Source organism: Janthinobacterium sp. 35 (assembly GCF_002754575.1).
Classification (GTDB): Bacteria; Pseudomonadota; Gammaproteobacteria; order Burkholderiales; family Burkholderiaceae_D; genus Janthinobacterium; species Janthinobacterium tructae.
Genome location: NZ_PEFN01000001.1, coordinates 2,551,333 through 2,570,191, shown reverse-complemented (window position 1 = coordinate 2,570,191; position 18,859 = coordinate 2,551,333). Strand labels below are relative to the sequence as shown.

Below are 18,859 nucleotides of genomic sequence, written 5' to 3'. Positions count from 1 at the left end.
ACCGTCTTTTATAAGTTAAGAATATGAAAAAGTTTAACACGCAGGCCCCCATTTCCACGCCCGTCAACCGCTTTACCTATGCCGTGCTGGTCATCATGCTCGTCGTCATGGCCGGCTGCAGCGGCTTGCGCCTGGCCTACAACAATGGCGATACCGTGCTGTACTGGTGGCTGAACGCGTATGTCGACCTGGACCGCGACCAGAAGGGCTGGGTGCGCGACGATATCGACAAGCTGTTCGACTGGCACCGCAAGACGCAATTGAAGGATTACGTGAACATCCTGCGCACGGGCCAGAAGCAGCTGCAAGGCAATATCACGCAGGCAGACCTGATGAGCGACTACAGCGAGATCAAGCAGCGCACCCAGGCGTTGCTGCTGAAGGCGGCGCCCGAACTGGCCGACCTGGCGCACTCGCTCAAGCCCGAGCAAATCGCGCAGATGGAAAAGAAGTTCAAGTCGAACAATGACGATTACCGCAAGAAATACCTGAGCGGCGATCAGGAGAATCGCCAGAAGCTGCGCTACAAGAAAGCCATGGAGCAATTCGAACTGTGGTTCGGCAACTTCAGCAGCGAGCAGGAAGCGATCATCCGCAAGGCGTCCGACGCGCGTCCGCTGAACAATGAGATCTGGCTCGACGAACGCATGCGGCGCCAGCAGAACGTATTGAACCTGGTCAAGAAAGTCCACCAGGAAAAACTCGGCAAGGAAGCGGCCGCAGCCTTGATCACGACGTTGATCAAGGACAGTTTCGAGCGCCTGGAACATTCCGAGCGCAAGGCCTTCTTCGATGCCTACGAAAGCAGCACGGCGCAGATGGTCTTGACGGTGATCAAGATCGCCACGCCGGCGCAAAAAGCCCACGCCGTCAAGCGCATGCAGGGCTGGATTGACGATTTCAATTCGCTGGCCACACAAGCCAAATAGACAGGCAGCGCCAGCAGGGGAGAGGGGGGCCATATGCTATAGTGGCCGCCACCGAATTGAAGAAATCCCCATGCAAAAGAAAATTAAAAAACCCGCCAAAGTCCCCGTCCACCACGCGCCGCCACCGAACCAGGTGCGCATCATCGGCGGCCAGTGGAAGCGTTCCGTGCTGCCTGTTTTACAGGCACTGGGACTGCGCCCGACACCGGACCGCGTACGTGAAACCGTATTCAACTGGATCAATCACTTGCGCGACGGCGACTGGTCCAACGCCCAGGTGCTGGACCTGTTCGCCGGCAGCGGCGCACTGGGCTTCGAGGCGGCCAGCCGCGGCGCCGCGTCCGTCACCATGGTCGACACGCACACGCCCGTGATCCGCCAACTGGAAGAAAACAAGGTGAAATTGCGCGCCGAGAATGTGCAACTGCTGCGCGGCGACGCCCTGCTGACGGCGCAAGGCCTGGCATCGCGCGGCCAGCGTTTCGACCTGATCTTCCTCGACCCGCCGTACCAGCAGGATTTCCTGGCCAAAGTGCTGCCCTTGTGCGCCAACCTGCTCAAGGAAGGCGGCATGGTCTACGCGGAATCGGGCTTGCCGCTGGTCTTCGACGAGAGCAGCGAACTGGACAAGCCCGAGTGGATGGCGCCGTGGGAAGTGATCCGTGCCGACAAGGCGGGCACCGTTTATTATCATTTGCTAACTTACAACAAAATGACGGCAACTGCCTGAATCTGCCTATAAATGAGGCAAAAAACCTCCCTGGCCCGAGGCGCAGCACCAAGGTGGTCACCAATTTCAGGCATAATGCGCGTCTATATTGGTGCATCATCAGGGAGCCGCAATGGTTGTAGCCGTTTATCCAGGAACATTCGATCCGCTCACGCGCGGTCATGAAGATTTGGTGCGCCGCGCATCGGGTCTGTTTGACAAGCTGATCGTCGGTGTGGCCGACAGCAAGAACAAGCAACCGTTTTTCTCGCTCGACGAACGCCTGGAAATCGCCAACGAAGTCCTCGGCCACTATCCGAATGTGCAAGTGGAAAGCTTTTCCGGCCTGCTCAAGGATTTCGTGCGCAAGCATGAAGCACGGGTCATCGTGCGCGGCTTGCGCGCCGTCTCCGACTTCGAATACGAATTCCAGATGGCGGGCATGAACCGCTACCTGCTGCCCGATGTCGAAACCATGTTCCTGACACCGTCCGACCAGTACCAGTTCATTTCGGGCACCATCGTGCGCGAAATCGCGGCACTGGGCGGCGACGTCTCCAAGTTTGTCTTCCCCTCGGTGAACCGCTGGCTGCAAAACAAGATTGCCGCCAACGCTGCATCATCGCAATAAGTAAGAGTGAAATCATGGCATTACTGATCACCGACGAATGCATCAATTGCGACATTTGCGAGCCCGAATGCCCGAATGACGCGATCTACATGGGCGCGGAAATCTATGAAATCGATCCCAACAAGTGCACCGAATGCGTCGGTCACTTTGACGAGCCGCAATGCCAGCAAGTGTGCCCCGTCAGTTGCATCCCCTTCAATCCCGCCTGGCGCGAAAGCCCGGAACAATTGATGGCCAAGTACGAACGCCTGCAGGCGGAGCTGCCCGCCAAGCCCTAAGCTTTTCTCCCCGCCATTTCTGAGCCACTTCTGCGTGGCGCCAGCTTCTGCCAACTGTTCTACACTGTGTGCTGACTTATCCACAGCCCATGGTTTCCACGGAGGTAGAAGATGCAAATAAGCACATCCCGTTTGGGCCGCTCCCTGGCTTGTGCCTGCCTGTGCGCTGCCCTGGCTCAAGCAGCGCTGGCCGTCGAGGTGGGCGGCGTCAAACTGGACGAGACCGTGCAGCTGGCCAGCCGCGAATTGAAACTCAACGGCGCTGGCGTGCGCTACAAGGTCATCTTCAAGGTCTACACGATTGCGCTGTACCTGCCGGAAAAGAAAACCCAGCTGGCCGACATCCTGGCCCTGCCCGGGCCGCGCCGTCTGGAAATCGTCATGTTGCGCGACATCACTTCCGACGAGCTGGGTCACGCCTTCATGCAGGGCTTGAAGCGCAGCTCCGAGCAGGCTGACCGCACGCGTCTGCTGAGCCAGACGATGCAGTTCGGCGCCATGTTCGCCATGGTGCCCGGCCTGAAAAAAGGCGACATCCTGACGGTGGACTGGCTGCCGGAAGAGGGCACGTTGTGCAAGCTGAACGGCAAACAGGTGGGCGACACGGTGCCGGACCTGGCTTTCTATAATGCGTTGCTGAAGATCTGGATCGGCGCCCATCCGGCCGACAGCTTGCTGCGCGCCCATTTGCTGGGCGATATGGCCTAAAGCGGCCTGAACGAAAACGCGGGCGTAAAAAAGCCGGCTCGCGCCGGCTTGTCATTCTGCAACAGTTCTCTGCTTACGCGCGCGTCGACAGGGCGCGCAATTCAGCGGCATTGCTGGGCGACACGCCATCCATCTTGCCCAAGGTGCGCTTCAAGGCTTGCGCTTCGCGCATCTGCTGGCGCGCCAGGCGCTCTTCTCGGCTCAGCTTGGGACGCACCACCAGCACCATGGCGCGGGCGATACCCACCAGCAAAGGCTTGAACAGCAGGGCGAACGCGCCCACGGCGACGATCACCAGCACGAGTTGCAGGGCGTTGAGCAGGGAAATTTCCAGCACGGGTGCGGATACTGCGTACAGGGCGGCGGCGAAGGTAGACATACTGTTCCAGTGCATTATAGAATTTGCCAGTACTATAGTGCAGTGCAACATATAAATCTAATTCCATTTCTTGATACCAATTATATGAATCGTGAATGGAAAACGGTAATATTTTTTGACGAGTGAAAATATTCGCGCGCGGCGCGGTTTACACTCTCAAGTAATCAATTCAACTTTTATCTTGGGCTTTCCATGAGTTTTCTGACGCTGGATCTGAACTTGCTGCGTGTTTTCGACGCCGTCATGACGGAACAAAACCTGACGCGCGCAGCCGGCCACCTGGCGATGACGCAGCCGGCGGTATCGAACGCCATCAAACGCCTGCGCGAGAGCCTTGGTGACGAATTGCTGATCCGCACGGCATATGGCGTCAAACCCACGCCGCGCGCCGAAGCGCTGTGGCCATCCGTGCGCTCGGCCCTGGCCAGCCTGGAAGCGGCCGTCACGCCGGAAACCTTCGACGTGTCGAAGACCCACGCCACGTTCCGCATGGCCATGGCCGATGCGACCGCCGCCTTCTGGCTGCCCTCGCTGATGCGCTCGATCGAACGGGAAGCACCGGGCGTCAACGTGCGCATGATGCCGCTGACCACGCGCGAACCGCGCCCGATGTTGTTGCGCGGCGATATCGACCTGGCCGTGGGCTTCTTTCCCGGCGTGGCGGCGCAATTGTCGAGCGAAACGGGTTCGCCCATCCGCCATGAGCGCCTGTATTCCGGCAAATATGTGTGCGTGATGCGGCGCGGCCATCCGCTGGCCGACAAGGAATTGACCTTGGATAACTATTGCGCGGCGAACCATTTATTGGTGAGCTTTTCCGGCCGCGCGCATGGCTTGATCGACGAAGCGCTGTCACAGATCCACCGCGAACGGCGCATCTTGCTGACGGTCAACCAGTTCTTCACGGCAGGCAGAGTGGTTGCCAATTCCGACCTGATCACCGTCTTGCCGCGCCATCTGATCGCCTCGACGGGCATGACGGAGTCGCTGCTGTACAAGGATTTGCCACTGACCTTGCCCGCCGTCCACCTGGACATGCTGTGGCACGAGCGCGACGCCCGCAGCCCCGCCCACAAATGGTTGCGCAACCACCTGGAAAGCATGAACACGCCCACTTTACGCACGGCCACGGCGGCCGGTGGCGGCGTGGCGCCCAAGCCGCATATTGAGTAAGCGTAGCCGGCCCAAGAAAAAACGCCTGATGATCTCTCATCAGGCGTTTTGCTATGCGTGATTGCTGGACCGATAACCGATACGGAAACCGCCCCAGTGCTTGCCATCGACGTGGATCGGCACGGATAAATCGTGCATGACTTCGCCCGTGTCGCGTTTATAGGTTTGCAACAGGAAGGCCTTGGTGTTGCTGCCGCAGCGCTTGCCCGTGCGGTCGCTGAAGATGCGCTTGGTGCGGTTATTCACCATATCGGTGGCGTAATCGCCCGTCAGCGGCTGGGAAAACTTCTTGTTGTGCGTTGGAAAATATCCATTGTTGTCGACGGCGCCCGCATACGCCAGATGGGGTAATGCCGCCAGCACGCCTTCCTGCAGGTCCGGCAGCACCTTGTCCGTAAACGCGTCGAACTTCGTGTTGTGCTTGGGCGGATTGGTGTTCGGGATGGGCCGGTAATGGCGGTCGAACAGCGCTTCGCGCGTGATGCGCCCCGAGGCGATGGCTTGCTCGAACAGTTTGCCCACCTCGCGCGCGGCGCGCTGGGCCGTCTCGCGGATTTCATCGTGCGGCGTGGCCACGCTCGATTCACCCAAAGCGCCAGCGATCGCCTCGGCCCGCTCTGCCAGGGCCATGGCCGACTGCGTGGCACGCGGCAATTCGACATTCGTCGACAGCATGCTGTCGCGGATTTTCTCGATGGCGTCGGCGATCAGCTGCGTCGTCTCGACGTGTTCGCGCGAGGCGCGGGCGATTTGCCCGATCGCGTCCTCGGACTCGCCCGATGACTGCTCGATATGGCTGAGCGAGGCATGCACGCTTTCCACATTGCGCGCCGCTTCCGTCACGCCCTCCGCCAGCGAACTCATGCCACGCGCAGCTTTTTCCGACTGTTCATTGATTTCGCGCACCATCACGCTGATTTCATCGGAGGCTTCCTTGGTGCGCTGCGCCAATTGCCGCACTTCACCAGCCACCACGGCAAAACCGCGCCCGTGTTCGCCGGCGCGCGCCGCCTCGATGGCGGCGTTCAGCGCCAGCAAGTTGGTGCGCGCGGAAATATCGGAAATGGCTTCCGTAAAGCCCGTGATGCGTTTGGATTTGTCCTGCAAGCTCAGCATGGTGCTGGAGGCGCCTTGCGCTTCCTCGCGGGCCTTGTTGATACGGCGCAGCCCCTGATCCACTTCGGCGCGCGCCGCCACGCTTTCCACGCGCACGCCAGCGGCCACCTTGGCAGCCCGTTCCGCATTGGCGGCGATCTTTTCCGTCATCACGGCATTTTGTGCAGAACTGTCGGCGATGTCACTGGCCGTGCGCACATCGAGTTCCACCTTCTGTTTGACGGAGTCGACAAAATACGAGGTTTCCGCCGCGCCGATCATGATGGCGTCGATGGCGTTGCCCACCGTGTCGGCGAACTGGTGCAAGCCCGGCTCGCCGCGTGGACGTCCGGCGAACGCCAGCAGCGCCGCGCCGATGGCGGCAGCCACGCAGGCGATCAGATAAGGATGGTCGCCGCCCGACAGCAGCAGCAGATAGGCCAGGCAACAGGCGACGGCCATGGCCAGGATCGTGAATGCAAAGAAACGCACCAGCTGATGCTGCAACTGCTTCATTTGTCCCCCGCTGCGCGAACCCGTCACGTCCCGCGAAAGGGACGTGCTGTAACCGTATGCGGGTGGGCACGATTGCCCACCTTGCACCCTGAACATCACGTCTGCGCGGCGTTTCAGGCGGCTACTGGATAGCAGTGTGTAGTTCTACCCTACAACATTTGTTCCGATAGCTCAATCAGAAAAGTGGGGCGGCTACACCAAGGTCACTTAATTGGCAATTTGGTGGTGTTTTTGACCTCTTCCATGACGGCATAAGTGTGGGTTTCCCGCACACCTTTCTGCAACAGCGTCTTGCCCAGGAATTCGCGGTAGGCGGCCATGTCCTTGACGCGCGCCTTGACCAGGTAATCGAAACCGCCGGCGACCATATGACATTCCAGTACCTCCGGGATGATTTGTACGCTATGCTTGAAGGCGTCGAACACTTCCGGTGTCGTGCGATCGAGCACCACTTCGATGAACACCAGCAGCGAGACGTCGAGCAGCTGCGGGTTCAACTGGGCCGTATAGCCCATGATGTAACCGGATTCGTGCAATTTGCGCACGCGCTCCAGGCAGGCGGCCGGCGACAGGTTCACGCGCGCGGCCAGCTCCACATTGCTGATGCGTCCATCGCTCTGCAATTCCATCAAGATTTTCTTACTGATCTTGTCCAGCATTACCATCACCCCCAAATTAATATTATTTGGTTAAATTGTCGCATCAAAAACTATCTATTGCTAGTCCCCTGTATTACCAGAATTAATCCATAAGAATCCCCTTTACAATCGAATCATCTTAACGTCCGACTTTCTGTATTTTTTTGCACCAAAAAAGAGCAAGAATTACGTCAGTTTTCGTCCCCTTTTTCCTTGTAAAGAGCACTTATGCACCCTGCAGGCCCCTCGGCTTTTACCCCGCTTCCTTTTGCTGCGTTCCAGGCAGAAATCCTGCCTGAAGCGACACCACAACGCGCCGCCATCACCACCGCCTATAGGCGCGATGAGGTTTCCGCCGTGCAGTGGCTGTTGCAACAAGTGCGCCCCAGCAGTACCGAAACGACGGCCGAGGGACAAGCGCTGGCACACCGCCTGGTCTCGAACGTGCGCCACAAACGCACACGCGCGTCTGGCGTCGATGCACTGATGCACGAGTTCTCGCTGTCGTCGGAAGAGGGTGTTGCATTGATGTGTCTGGCTGAAGCGCTGTTGCGTATACCCGACAGTCCGACGGCCGATCGCCTGATCGCCGACAAAATCAGCAAGGGCGACTGGAAGAAGCATCTGGGCGAATCGCCGTCGCTGTTCGTCAACGCCGCCACCTGGGGCTTGCTGATTACGGGCAAACTGGTCAGTACCAGCAGCGAATCGGGCCTCGGCTCGGCCATGACCAAGCTCATCGCCAAAGGCGGCGAACCGCTGATCCGCAAAGGCGTCGACCTGGCCATGCGCATGCTGGGCAACCAGTTCGTGACAGGGCAAACCATCGAGGAAGCGCTGAAAAACAGCCGCGAGAATGAAACGCGCGGCTACCGTTACTCGTACGACATGCTGGGCGAGGCGGCCCTGACGCAGCAGGACGCGGCCAACTACTATGCCTCGTACGAAACGGCGATCCATGCCATCGGCAAGGCCTCGAACGGGCGCGGCATCCGCAACGGCCCCGGCATTTCCGTGAAACTGTCGGCCCTGCACGCGCGCTACAGCCGCGCCCAACGCACCCGCGTCATGGAAGAATTGTTGCCGAAGGTCAAAGCACTGCTGTTGCTGGCCAAACAGTACAACATCGGCTTCAACATCGATGCGGAAGAAACGGACCGCCTGGAACTGTCGCTCGACCTGATGGAAGCACTGGCGTTCGATGCGGACCTGGCCGGTTTCGACGGCATCGGCTACGTGGTGCAGGCGTATCAAAAACGCTGCCCCTTCGCCATCGATTTCCTGGTCGACCTGGCGCACCGCAGCGGCCGCAAGTTCATGGTGCGCCTGGTCAAGGGCGCGTATTGGGATGCGGAAGTCAAACGCGCGCAAGTCGATGGCCAGGAAGGCTATCCCGTCTACACGCGCAAGGTCTACACGGACGTCTCTTACCTCGTGTGCGCGCAAAAACTGCTGGCCGCCAGCAGCCTGATCTATCCACAATTTGCCACGCACAACGCGCAAACCCTGGCGACCATCTATACCTGGGCGAAGCGCGACGGCATTAGCGACTATGAATTCCAGTGCCTGCACGGCATGGGCGAAACCCTGTACGACCAGGTCGTCGGCCCCGACAACCTCGACAAGCCGTGCCGCATCTACGCGCCCGTCGGCTCGCATGAAACCCTGCTGGCCTACCTGGTGCGCCGCCTGCTGGAAAACGGCGCCAACTCGTCGTTCGTCAACCAGATCGTCGACGAAAGCGTGGCCATCGATAGCCTGATCCGCGATCCCCTGGAGCAGGCGCGTCTGCAGGGCGGCTTGCCGCACCCGTCGATTCCACTGCCACTGGACATGTTTGGCAGCGAACGCAGGAACTCGGCCGGGCTGGACCTGTCAAATGAAGACACCTTGCGCACCCTGGCCACCGGCCTGGCACAGCAGCAATCCTGGCAGGCAGCGCCGCTGATCGATGGCGCCGTCAGCCTGAATGGCCCCACGCACATGCTGCACAATCCGGCCCAGCACGACGATGTCGTGGGCAAGGTCATGGAAGCCGGTCCGGCCGACGTGGAAACGGCCCTGGCCAGCGCCAGCGCGTATGCCATCGAGTGGCAAACCACCGAGCCATCGGTCCGCGCGCAAGCGTTGCAACGCGCGGCCGACCTGTTCGAAGAGCACCATATCGAGCTGATGGCCCTGGCCGTGCGCGAAGCGGGCAAGTCCTTGCCGAACGCGATCGCGGAAATCCGCGAAGCCGTCGACTTCCTGCGCTACTACGCAGCGCAGGTGGAACACGCACCGGCGACCCAGGCGCTCGGCCCCGTCACCTGCATCAGTCCGTGGAATTTCCCGCTGGCCATCTTCACGGGCCAGCTGGCCGCCGCCCTGGCGGCAGGCAATGTGGTGCTGGCCAAGCCGGCAGAACAAACGCCGCTGATCGCCCACCGCGCCGTGCAATTGCTGCATGCGGCGGGCGTGCCGCGCGGTGCGCTGCAATTTTTGCCCGGCAGCGGCGAGATCGTTGGCGCCGGCCTGTGCAATGATGCGCGCGTCAAAGGCGTGATTTTCACGGGCTCGACGGAAGTGGCGCAATTGATCAACCGCAACCTGGCCGCGCGTGCCGTGACCGAAGGCATCGATATTCCCCTCATCGCCGAAACGGGTGGCCAGAATGCCCTGATCGTCGATTCGTCCGCCTTGCCGGAGCAAGTGGTGCAAGACGTGATGTCGTCCGCTTTCGATAGCGCCGGCCAGCGCTGCTCGGCCTTGCGCGTGCTGTTCCTGCAAGCGGAAATTGCCGACAAGACCATCCACATGCTGAAAGGCGCCATGCAGGAATTGCGCGTTGGCAATCCTGACCGCCTGGCCACCGATATCGGTCCCGTCATCGATGCGGAAGCGCAAAGCAATCTGCTGGCGCACATCAACAAGATGAAAACCATGGCCATCGACCATTATTCGCTCGATTTGCCGACCGTCAAAGGCACGTTCGTCGCCCCGACCGTGCTGGAAATCAAGTCACTAGCGCAATTGACGCAGGAAGTCTTCGGTCCCGTACTGCACGTGATCCGCTACAAACGCTCCGAACTGCCGCAACTGGTGCAATCGATCAACGACAGCGGTTACGGCTTGACCCTGGGCATCCATACGCGCATCGATGAAACCATCGATTTCATCACCAGGCGCGCGCACGTGGGCAATATTTATGTGAACCGCAACATCGTCGGCGCCGTCGTCGGCGTACAGCCGTTCGGCGGCGAAGGCAAATCGGGGACCGGTCCGAAGGCGGGCGGCCCCCTGTACCTGAAACGCCTGCAGCGCAATGCAGCGGCCGGCCCGCAGCACCAGCGCCAGGCGCCGCCAGCGCTCGATGCGCTGACCGTGTGGGCCAAGATGCATGGCCACGACAAGATCGAGCAATTGGCGCAGCAATACGCGCGCACGACCTTACTGGGCAGCACCACCGTCTTGCCAGGCCCGACCGGCGAGCGCAATACCCTGAGCTTTGCCGCACGCGGCACGATACTGTGCGCGGCGGCCACCTCCGGCACCTTGATGAACCAGCTGGCGGCCGTGCTGGCCACCGGAAACCAGGCCCTGGTGCTGGCGCAATCGCCGGAGTTGATCCCGGGCGACTTGCCGGCCGCGCTGAAGGACCGCATCCAGGTCGTCAGCAGCCTGGCGTCGGTCGGGCATGATTTCCAGATCGCCATGATCGAGGCTAGCCTCGATGGCCAGCTCAAACCGCTGCTGGCGGCACGGGAAGGGGCCCTGGTGGGCACCATCGCCACCACGCAGGAGGGTGTCATCCCCCTGTGGCGTTTGGTCGCTGAGCGGGCGCTGTGCGTGAATACGACGGCAGCGGGCGGTAACGCCAGTTTGATGATGTTAAGTGTCTAAAATTTAGGCAGGCAGTGAACGTAAAAGGGCAGAACCAGTGGTTCTGCCCTTTTTTTATGCACGCTTGAATGAAAATCAGCCAGCCAGGCGCTGGCATAGCTGCTGGATCACCGTAAACGCATACGGCGAGGCGACCGTTTGCACGAAACGCATGAAGTCGACGGCCGCTTCTTCGTTGGCGTTGTCGGAAATGGTGCGCATGACCGTAAACGGCACGCCCAGTTCAAAACACACTTGCGCCACGGCGGCACCTTCCATTTCGACGGCCAGCAGGTCGGGGATATCCACTTTGAGTTGGTGCAGATGCGCGGCGCTACTGATGAACTGGTCGCCGCTGGCGATCAGGCCGCGGTGGACTTGCGCGTGCTGCAAGCCAAATGCCACGATATCGGCCGCCTTGAGCACGCTGGAAACATCGTCACGCAAAAAATCGTCCGCGGCAGCTGCCAGTTGCGCGCTCAGTTCCAGGTCCGTGGCAAAGCGCTGCAGTCCCGTCAGCGGTACTTCGAAACGGGGAAACAAAGGGCGGGCATCCATATCGTGCTGCAGCAAGGCTTCGGCCACCACGATATCGCCCACTTTCACGTGTTTATCCCCACTGCCGGCCACGCCGGTGAAGACGATGTGGGTAACTCCATACTTTTCCACAAGGATAGAAGCTGTCATGGCAGCGGCAACCTTGCCCAGACGCGACAGGACGCACACAGCGTCGATATTCCACAAGGTCCCCAGGGTGTAGTCGCGCATGCCGTGCGAACGCCTCTGGGGCCCTTGCATGGCTTCTACCAGCCCCTGCTGTTCTTCGTGCAAGGCACTGATGATGCCTAAACGCATTTTTGTGTGTGATTTCATGCTGTTTTTACAGGTTTTTGGGATTGCCAGACGGTTTACAGGGTGAAAACAGCCGTTTCGGTGACTTTTCCACCGTTCGCGTTTGTCTCTGTGTTTTAAATAAAGATGTATACATAAAAATAGTAGTGATAGTAAACGGCCATTTTTTTGTGGATAAGTCGGTATACCGTATAAGAATCATCTACTTGGCGCACAAAAAAGTAGGCGCACAAGCATTGTATCGAGCGAGGACTTGTTTGGGATAAAAATCGGGCTGTGGACAAAGATCGACTTTCCCAACATCTCATCCTGTGGATATGCAGGCACTTATCCACAGTGCTGGGCAAAAATCACGGGTTTTCTTGCTGTAGTGGCATGTTTGACGTGCTTCGTACGCTCAGATCCCTGTTGGGCAATCAAGTTTGGCAATTAAGCTTGAGCGACCACGGGTGCTGTTCTTTCGCTAACGCTGGCATCGAGGTGATTCCTGCAAGACGGTTTGGCAGTGGGTCATGATGTCGCCGTTGGCTTTTTTTTTGGATGTTTTTTGCATGCTTTTTGAAAATATCCCCGGACTTCCGCTTTTTTTATCGGTTTACAATAGATCTATATATAAAAATAGTAGTAATAGTAAACGCGGTTTTTTCTGTGGATAAGTCGCTTTTTTTCAACAGGATCAATCGTTTACGCGAAAAATAAAGCGTGCATAATCGCTGTATCACGCGAGGAGCAAAATTGTATAAAATGCGGGCCTGCGCAAAAGTTCGTGTTTACGCACAAATCATCCTGTGGATATCAAGTGACTTATCCACAATCGTTGTAAATTCCCCCTCTTGTCGACATTGAATGGCTTGCTGGCACTGTGCCCGGTCAGGTCTGTTGACGTTTCCATTTTGCAAAACGGTTTGGCAGTGCTGTGTACGTGATGCCGGCCGTGCCGGTTTTCGTCGCTCAGTTGTTGGCGCGATTTTTTTTGTCAGCCGTTTGTCGATTTTTTTTTTAAGACAGGCTGGCGAAGCTTTTCGATGGCGGAGGGCAGGCAAAGCGTGCTTGTCGGGTTTACCTTAACAAGATCGTATACAAGAATAGTAATAGTAGTTAACGGCGGCATCTTCTGTGGATAAGTCCTGATTTATCCTTGTAAACAATCGCTTGGCGTGCGGATAAGCGCTGAGTAAGGGGTGTATCTGCCTGGGATGGTTTCTGGACAAAAAAACGCTGCCGAAAAAATTTTTCGTTTACACACATATCGTCCCTGTGGATATCCATACGGTTATCCACAGCTCGCAGACCCTGTTTTTGCCCGGCTTTTGAGCGTGTCGCGCCGCTTGCCACGAATAATGTCGCCCTGGCCCGGCACTGGTGGTAATCTCAATGCGGCTCAACAGCCATGCATGCATGAAGAAAGACAGACTCTGGTAACGGGACGCGGCGGGGAGACACGCTGCGCGACAGCTTGATGGCATACCGAAAGGAGCTTCATTGGAATCGGCAGGCGAATACGACTACATCATCGTGGGTGGCGGTACGGCAGGTTGCGTTCTGGCCAATCGGCTCACACGCGACAAGGATGCCCACGTTTTACTCGTGGAAGCGGGCGGCAAGGACGATTACGTGTGGATACACATCCCCGTCGGCTATCTGCATTGCATCGGCAATCCCCGCACGGACTGGCTGTATTCCACGCAGGCGGACGCGGGCCTGGGCGGGCGCAGCCTGATGTATCCGCGCGGCAAAGTCCTGGGCGGCAGCTCTTCCATCAACGGCATGATCTACATGCGCGGCCAGGCCGGCGATTACGACCACTGGGCCGACCTGACGGACGACGCTTCCTGGCGCTGGGATAAAGTCTTGCCGCTATTTAAGCAAAGCGAAGATTACTACGGTGGCGCGTCGGAAAACCATGGCGCGGGCGGCGAATGGCGCGTGGAAAAACAGCGGCTATCCTGGGATATTTTGAATGCGTTCCGCGACGCGGCGCAGCAGGTCGGCATTCCGAAAACCAGCGATTTCAACGGTGGCGACAACAGCGGCAGCGCGTATTTCGACGTCAACCAGCGCCGCGGCATCCGCTGGAATACCTCGAAAGCGTTTTTGAAACCGGCGTCGCGGCGCCCGAATCTGACCATCATGACGGGTTGTCACGTGGAACGTCTGCTGCTGGAGACGACAGAATCGGGACCGCGTTGCACGGGCATCGTGTTTACGGGCGGCGGCACGCAGTGGCAGGCGACGGCCAAACGGGAAACCTTGCTGACGGCGGGCGCCATCGGTTCGCCCCAATTGCTGCAACTGTCCGGCATCGGCCCGGCCGCCTTGCTGCGCGAACACAGCATCACGCCCGTGCTGGACTCTCCTGGCGTGGGTGGCAATTTGCAGGATCACTTACAGCTGCGCATGGTCTTTAAAGTGCAGGGCGTCAAGACTTTGAACGTGATGGCCAGCAATATTGTCGGCAAGATGCAGATCGGCTTGCAATATGCACTATTTCAGAGCGGGCCCATGTCGATGGCACCGTCGCAGCTGGGCGCGTTCGCCAAGTCCGATGCGCAGCAAGCCACGCCGAACCTGCAATACCACGTGCAGCCGCTCTCCCTGGATAAATTCGGCGAGCCCTTGCACGCGTTTCCCGCGTTTACGGCCAGCGTCTGCAATCTGCGCCCCACCTCGCGCGGCCACGTGCAGATCGCCTCGGCCGACAGCTATGCGGCGCCGAAGATCGTGCCCAATTACCTGAGTACCGAGCCGGACCGCAAGGTCGCGGCCGACGCCTTGCGCTTGACGCGCGCCATCGCCGCCGCGCCGGCCCTGAAAAAATTTGCGCCACAGGAATACAAGCCTGGCGTGCAATTCCAGAGCGAGGAAGAGCTGGCGCAGGCGGCCAGCCAGATCGGCACCACCATCTTTCACCCCGTGGGCACGTGCCGCATGGGCGTGGCAGGCGATGCGTCGAGCGTGGTCGACAGCCAGCTGCGCGTGCTCGGCGTGGGCGGCTTGCGGGTGGTTGATGCCTCCATCATGCCGTACATTACTTCTGGTAACACGAACTCGCCCACCGTGATGATTGCGGAAAAAGCGGCACAAATGATACATGCGGCCTGGAAATGACTGTGGCAAAGCACGGGTTTGCGCTATTCGGGCTGGCGCAAAATCCCCGTAGTTATACTGTATTGTGCGTTAAATTTAAGTTGTGTATTATAAAAATGACTAAGTAGTACAAAAAGTACAACTAGGAGACACGATGTCAAACGTAATCTTGGAAACAAGAAATTTGACCAAGGAATTCAAGGGTTTCACCGCAGTGAGCGAGGTGAACCTGAAGGTCGAGCGGGGCCATATCCACGCCTTGATCGGTCCTAACGGCGCCGGCAAGACCACGTGTTTCAACTTGCTCACCAAATTCCTGGTCCCCACCGGTGGACAGATCCTGTTCAATGGGAAAGATATTACGGCAGCCAAACCGGCGCAGATCGCCCGCATGGGCGTGATCCGTTCCTTCCAGATTTCCGCCGTCTTCCCGCATCTCTCCGTGCTGCAAAATGTGCGTATCGGCTTGCAGCGCCAGCTGGGCACCTCGTTCCACTTCTGGCAAAGCGAGCGTTCCTTGAACCGGCTCAATGACCGCGCCATGGCCTTGCTGGCCGAAGTCGACCTGACGGAGTTTGCCGACACCATCACGGTCGACATGCCGTACGGACGCAAGCGGGCGCTGGAAATTGCCACCACCCTGGCGATGGAACCGGAAATGATGCTGCTCGACGAGCCGACCCAGGGCATGGGCCACGAAGACGTGCACCGCGTCACCGAACTGATCAAGAAAGTCTCGGTCGGCCGCACCATTTTGATGGTGGAACACAATATGAGCGTGGTCTCTGGCATCTGCGACAAGATTTCCGTCCTGCAGCGCGGCGCCATGCTGGCCGAAGGCAGTTACGCGGAAGTGTCGCGCAATCCGCAAGTGATGGAAGCGTACATGGGCACCACCCACGCCGAACTGGAAGGGGCACATTGATGACCGCTAGCAACAAGGCACCCGCGCTGGAAATTGCACAACTGCACACCTGGTATGGCGAATCGCACATCCTGCACGATGTGAACTTGAAAGTGGAGCAGGGCGAAGTGGTGACTTTGCTGGGCCGTAATGGCGCCGGCCGCACGACCACCTTGCGTGCCATCATGGGGCTGACGGGCGCACGCACGGGTTCCATCAAAGTCAATGGCGTCGAAGCGATAGGTTTGGCCACGCACAAAATCGCCCACCTGGGCATCGGCTATTGTCCTGAAGAGCGCGGCATATTTTCCTCGCTGTCGACGGAGGAAAACCTGATGCTGCCGCCGACCCTGGCCAGCGGCGAGAAGGGCATGTCGGTCGAGGAAATCTACGCCATGTTCCCGAATTTGCAGGAACGCCGCCACAGCCAGGGCACGCGATTGTCGGGCGGGGAACAGCAGATGCTGGCGGTGGCGCGCATCCTGCGCACGGGCGCGCGCCTGCTGCTGCTCGATGAAATTTCCGAAGGCCTCGCGCCCGTCATCGTGCAAGGGCTGGCGCGCATGATCACCACCCTGAAAGCGAAGGGTTACACCATCGTCATGGTGGAACAGAATTTCCGGTTTGCCGCACCGCTGGCGGACCGGTTTTATGTGATGGAGCACGGTCAGATCGTCGAGACCTTTGCTGCATCCGAACTGGAAGCCAAGATGCCGGTATTGACCGAGCTGCTTGGCGTGTAATGCCCATGTAGTTCCGTATCGTCGTCGAGCAATCGTTTAAATAGCAAACAATAATCCCAACGGAGACACTATGAAACGTAACGCTATCGCCATTGCCACCGCCACTCTTTGCGCACTGGGCTTGTCCAGCGCCGCGCACGCCCAGGTATCGGGCGACACCATCAAGATCGGTTTTATTTCCGACATGTCGGGCGTGTATTCCGACGTCGACGGCCTCGGTGGCGCGGAAGCCATCAAGATGGCGATCGCCGATGCCGGCGTGGTACTGGCCGGCAAGAAGGTGGAATTCATTTCCGCCGACCATCAAAACAAGGCCGACATCGCCGCCTCCAAGGCGCGTGAATGGTTCGACCAGCAAGGTGTCGACATGCTGATCGGCGGCACCAATTCCGGCGCCAGCCTGGCCATGGCCAAGGTGGCGGCAGAAAAGAAAAAAATCTTCATTGCCATCGGTGCCGGCTCCTCGCGCCTGACGAATGAAGAATGCACACCCTACACCGTGCATTACGCCTACGACACGGTAGCGCTGGCGCGCGGGACGGGCGGTACCATCGTCAAGCAGGGCGGCAAGAGCTGGTATTTCATGACGGCCGATTACGCGTTTGGCCATTCGCTGGAAAAAGACACGGCCGAGGTCGTCAAGGCGGCCGGCGGCAAGGTGCTGGGCAGCGTCAAGCATCCGCTGGGCGCCTCGGATTTCTCGTCCTTCCTGCTGCAGGCGCAAGCGTCCAAGCCGCAAATCCTGGGCCTGGCCAATGCCGGCGGCGACGCCATCAACAGCATCAAGGCGGCCAACGAATTCGGTCTGACGAAATCGATGAAGCTGGCCGGTCTGCTGATCTTCATCAACGACATCCATTCGCTGGGCCTGAACCTGACGCAAGGCATGTACCTGACCGATGGCTGGTACTGGGACTTGAATGCGGACACGCGCGCCTGGTCGAAACGCTATTTCGCCAAGATGAAGAAGGAACCGTCGATGCTGCAGGCGGCCGACTATTCGGCCGCGGCGACCTACCTGAAAGCCGTCAAGGCGCTGGGGACGGATGACACAGAGAAAGTCATGGCGTATCTGAAGAAGACCAAGATCAACGACATGTTCACGCAGAATGGCGAAGTGCGTCCCGATGGCCGCATGGTGCACGATATGTATTTGATGGAAGTCAAAAAGCCATCCGAGTCGAAATACCCATGGGATTACTACAAGGTGGTTGCCACCGTGCCCGGTGCGCAAGCGTATGTGACCAAGGCGGAATCGAAGTGTTCGCTGTGGAAGTAAGGCTGTAGCAACATCCATGGAGTACCCGCCGCTGCGCGGGTGCTCCGTCCTGCACTTCGCTCGCAGGGTTCGCCTTGCGCCGCCGCACCAGTCTGGTCTGCGGTGGCGTGTTTCCCTTGATACCACACCGCTACCCGGCGGTGCTTTTTATACTGTGATGCCATGGAAATTTTCGGCGTTCCAATACAAGCGATGATGAGCCAGCTGCTGCTGGGTCTCGTCAACGGCTCGTTCTATGCCATGTTGTCCCTCGGTCTGGCCGTCATCTTCGGCTTGCTTAACGTTATTAATTTCTCGCACGGCGCCATGTACATGATGGGCGCCTTCCTGGCCTGGATGGGCCTCAGTTATTTCGACATCAATTACTGGGCCATGCTGGTCATCGCCCCGATCCTCGTCGGCCTGGTCGGCATCCTGATCGAAAAGACCATGCTGCGCTGGCTGTATAAACTCGACCACCTGTATGGCTTGCTGCTGACCTTTGGCATCACTCTGATCATGGAAGGCGTGTTTCGCTCTTTCTATGGCGTCTCGGGCCAGCCGTATGCCGTGCCTGAAGCGCTGGCCGGCGCGACGGACCTCGGTTTCATGATCTTGCCGAACTACCGCGCCTGGGTGGTGATCGCCTCGCTCTCCGTCTGCCTGGCGACCTGGTTCGTCATCGAGAAAACCAAGCTCGGCGCCTACCTGCGGGCCGGCACGGAAAACCCGAAACTGGTGGAAGCGTTCGGCATCAACGTGCCGCTGATGGTGACCTTGACCTTCGGCTTCGGCGTGGCGCTGGCCGGTTTCGCCGGCGTGCTGGCCGCACCGATCATCCAGGTTTCGCCGCTGATGGGCTCGAACCTGATCATCGTCGTGTTTGCCGTGGTGGTGATCGGCGGCATGGGTTCCATCATGGGCTCGATCCTGACGGGCCTGGGCCTGGGCGTGATCGAGGGCCTGACCCGCGTGTTCTACCCGGAAGGCTCGGCCACCGTGGTCTTCGTGGTGATGGTCATCGTGCTGCTGCTGCGTCCCGCCGGCCTGTTCGGCAAAGAAAAGTAATCCTCATCAGTCATGTATTGGAGCTACCAC

General features: G+C 58.9%; 16 protein-coding genes. 12 read left to right on the top strand and 4 right to left on the bottom strand.

Going from position 1 to position 18,859, the window contains the following annotated elements:
• Nucleotides 1–23 precede the first annotated feature (23 nt).
• The 5 genes from CLU93_RS11545 (at nucleotide 24) to CLU93_RS11525 (ending at nucleotide 3,255) form a co-directional block, all read left to right on the top strand.
• Nucleotides 24–929, top strand: a complete 906-nt coding sequence (locus CLU93_RS11545) for a DUF6279 family lipoprotein (RefSeq protein WP_180287839.1) — start codon at nucleotides 24–26, stop codon at nucleotides 927–929.
• Between the two features lie 70 nt (nucleotides 930–999).
• Nucleotides 1,000–1,659 (top strand): 16S rRNA (guanine(966)-N(2))-methyltransferase RsmD, encoded by a 660-nt coding sequence (rsmD, locus tag CLU93_RS11540; protein WP_099761198.1) that lies wholly within the window; start codon nucleotides 1,000–1,002, stop codon nucleotides 1,657–1,659.
• A gap of 112 nt (nucleotides 1,660–1,771) precedes the next feature.
• A complete protein-coding gene (gene coaD / locus CLU93_RS11535) occupies nucleotides 1,772–2,269 on the top strand; it encodes a pantetheine-phosphate adenylyltransferase (RefSeq protein WP_034752633.1) in 498 nt (165 codons plus the stop codon).
• A gap of 14 nt (nucleotides 2,270–2,283) precedes the next feature.
• Nucleotides 2,284–2,547 carry a YfhL family 4Fe-4S dicluster ferredoxin gene (locus tag CLU93_RS11530; RefSeq protein ID WP_070303217.1) on the top strand — a complete coding sequence of 88 codons (264 nt, stop codon included), beginning with the start codon at nucleotides 2,284–2,286 and terminating at the stop codon, nucleotides 2,545–2,547.
• Nucleotides 2,548–2,658: 111 nt separating this feature from the next.
• Complete coding sequence (locus CLU93_RS11525) at nucleotides 2,659–3,255, top strand: chalcone isomerase family protein (RefSeq protein ID WP_099761196.1); 597 nt, start codon at nucleotides 2,659–2,661, stop codon at nucleotides 3,253–3,255.
• 73 nt (nucleotides 3,256–3,328) lie between these two features.
• Here CLU93_RS11525 and CLU93_RS11520 read toward each other — a convergent pair whose 3' ends face one another.
• A complete protein-coding gene (locus CLU93_RS11520) occupies nucleotides 3,329–3,634 on the bottom strand; it encodes a hypothetical protein (RefSeq protein WP_099761194.1) in 306 nt (101 codons plus the stop codon).
• 192 nt (nucleotides 3,635–3,826) lie between these two features.
• On the opposite strand from CLU93_RS11520, the gene CLU93_RS11515 reads away from it, so the two are divergent.
• Entirely contained in the window at nucleotides 3,827–4,807 is a 981-nt protein-coding gene (locus CLU93_RS11515) for a LysR family transcriptional regulator (RefSeq protein ID WP_034752642.1), read from the top strand.
• Between the two features lie 51 nt (nucleotides 4,808–4,858).
• On the opposite strand, the gene CLU93_RS11510 is transcribed toward CLU93_RS11515, so the two are convergent.
• Complete coding sequence (locus tag CLU93_RS11510; protein WP_099761192.1) at nucleotides 4,859–6,418, bottom strand: methyl-accepting chemotaxis protein; 1,560 nt, start codon at nucleotides 6,416–6,418, stop codon at nucleotides 4,859–4,861.
• A gap of 203 nt (nucleotides 6,419–6,621) precedes the next feature.
• Nucleotides 6,622–7,077 (bottom strand): Lrp/AsnC ligand binding domain-containing protein, encoded by a 456-nt coding sequence (locus CLU93_RS11505; RefSeq protein WP_010393827.1) that lies wholly within the window; start codon nucleotides 7,075–7,077, stop codon nucleotides 6,622–6,624.
• 207 nt (nucleotides 7,078–7,284) lie between these two features.
• Between CLU93_RS11505 and putA the strand changes: the two genes are divergently transcribed.
• On the top strand, nucleotides 7,285–10,938 hold the full coding sequence (putA, locus tag CLU93_RS11500; protein ID WP_099761190.1) for a trifunctional transcriptional regulator/proline dehydrogenase/L-glutamate gamma-semialdehyde dehydrogenase: 3,654 nt from the start codon (nucleotides 7,285–7,287) through the stop codon (nucleotides 10,936–10,938).
• A 75-nt stretch (nucleotides 10,939–11,013) separates the two neighbouring features.
• On the opposite strand, the gene CLU93_RS11495 is transcribed toward putA, so the two are convergent.
• A complete protein-coding gene (locus CLU93_RS11495; RefSeq protein WP_099761188.1) occupies nucleotides 11,014–11,790 on the bottom strand; it encodes a 5'-methylthioadenosine/adenosylhomocysteine nucleosidase in 777 nt (258 codons plus the stop codon).
• A 1,461-nt stretch (nucleotides 11,791–13,251) separates the two neighbouring features.
• Here CLU93_RS11495 and CLU93_RS11490 point away from each other — a divergent pair.
• The 5 genes from CLU93_RS11490 to CLU93_RS11470 all read left to right on the top strand — a co-directional run bounded on the left by CLU93_RS11490 (nucleotide 13,252) and on the right by CLU93_RS11470 (nucleotide 18,829).
• Entirely contained in the window at nucleotides 13,252–14,877 is a 1,626-nt protein-coding gene (locus CLU93_RS11490; protein ID WP_099761185.1) for a GMC family oxidoreductase, read from the top strand.
• Between the two features lie 133 nt (nucleotides 14,878–15,010).
• Nucleotides 15,011–15,781 carry an ABC transporter ATP-binding protein gene (locus CLU93_RS11485; RefSeq protein ID WP_099761182.1) on the top strand — a complete coding sequence of 257 codons (771 nt, stop codon included), beginning with the start codon at nucleotides 15,011–15,013 and terminating at the stop codon, nucleotides 15,779–15,781.
• On the top strand, nucleotides 15,781–16,503 hold the full coding sequence (locus CLU93_RS11480; protein ID WP_071080021.1) for an ABC transporter ATP-binding protein: 723 nt from the start codon (nucleotides 15,781–15,783) through the stop codon (nucleotides 16,501–16,503). The genes CLU93_RS11485 and CLU93_RS11480 overlap by 1 nt, the downstream gene beginning before the upstream one ends.
• A 70-nt stretch (nucleotides 16,504–16,573) precedes the next feature.
• Nucleotides 16,574–17,782, top strand: a complete 1,209-nt coding sequence (locus CLU93_RS11475) for an ABC transporter substrate-binding protein (RefSeq protein WP_099761179.1) — start codon at nucleotides 16,574–16,576, stop codon at nucleotides 17,780–17,782.
• A gap of 162 nt (nucleotides 17,783–17,944) precedes the next feature.
• Nucleotides 17,945–18,829, top strand: a complete 885-nt coding sequence (locus CLU93_RS11470; protein WP_034752662.1) for a branched-chain amino acid ABC transporter permease — start codon at nucleotides 17,945–17,947, stop codon at nucleotides 18,827–18,829.
• The last annotated feature ends 30 nt before the right edge of the window (nucleotides 18,830–18,859 follow it).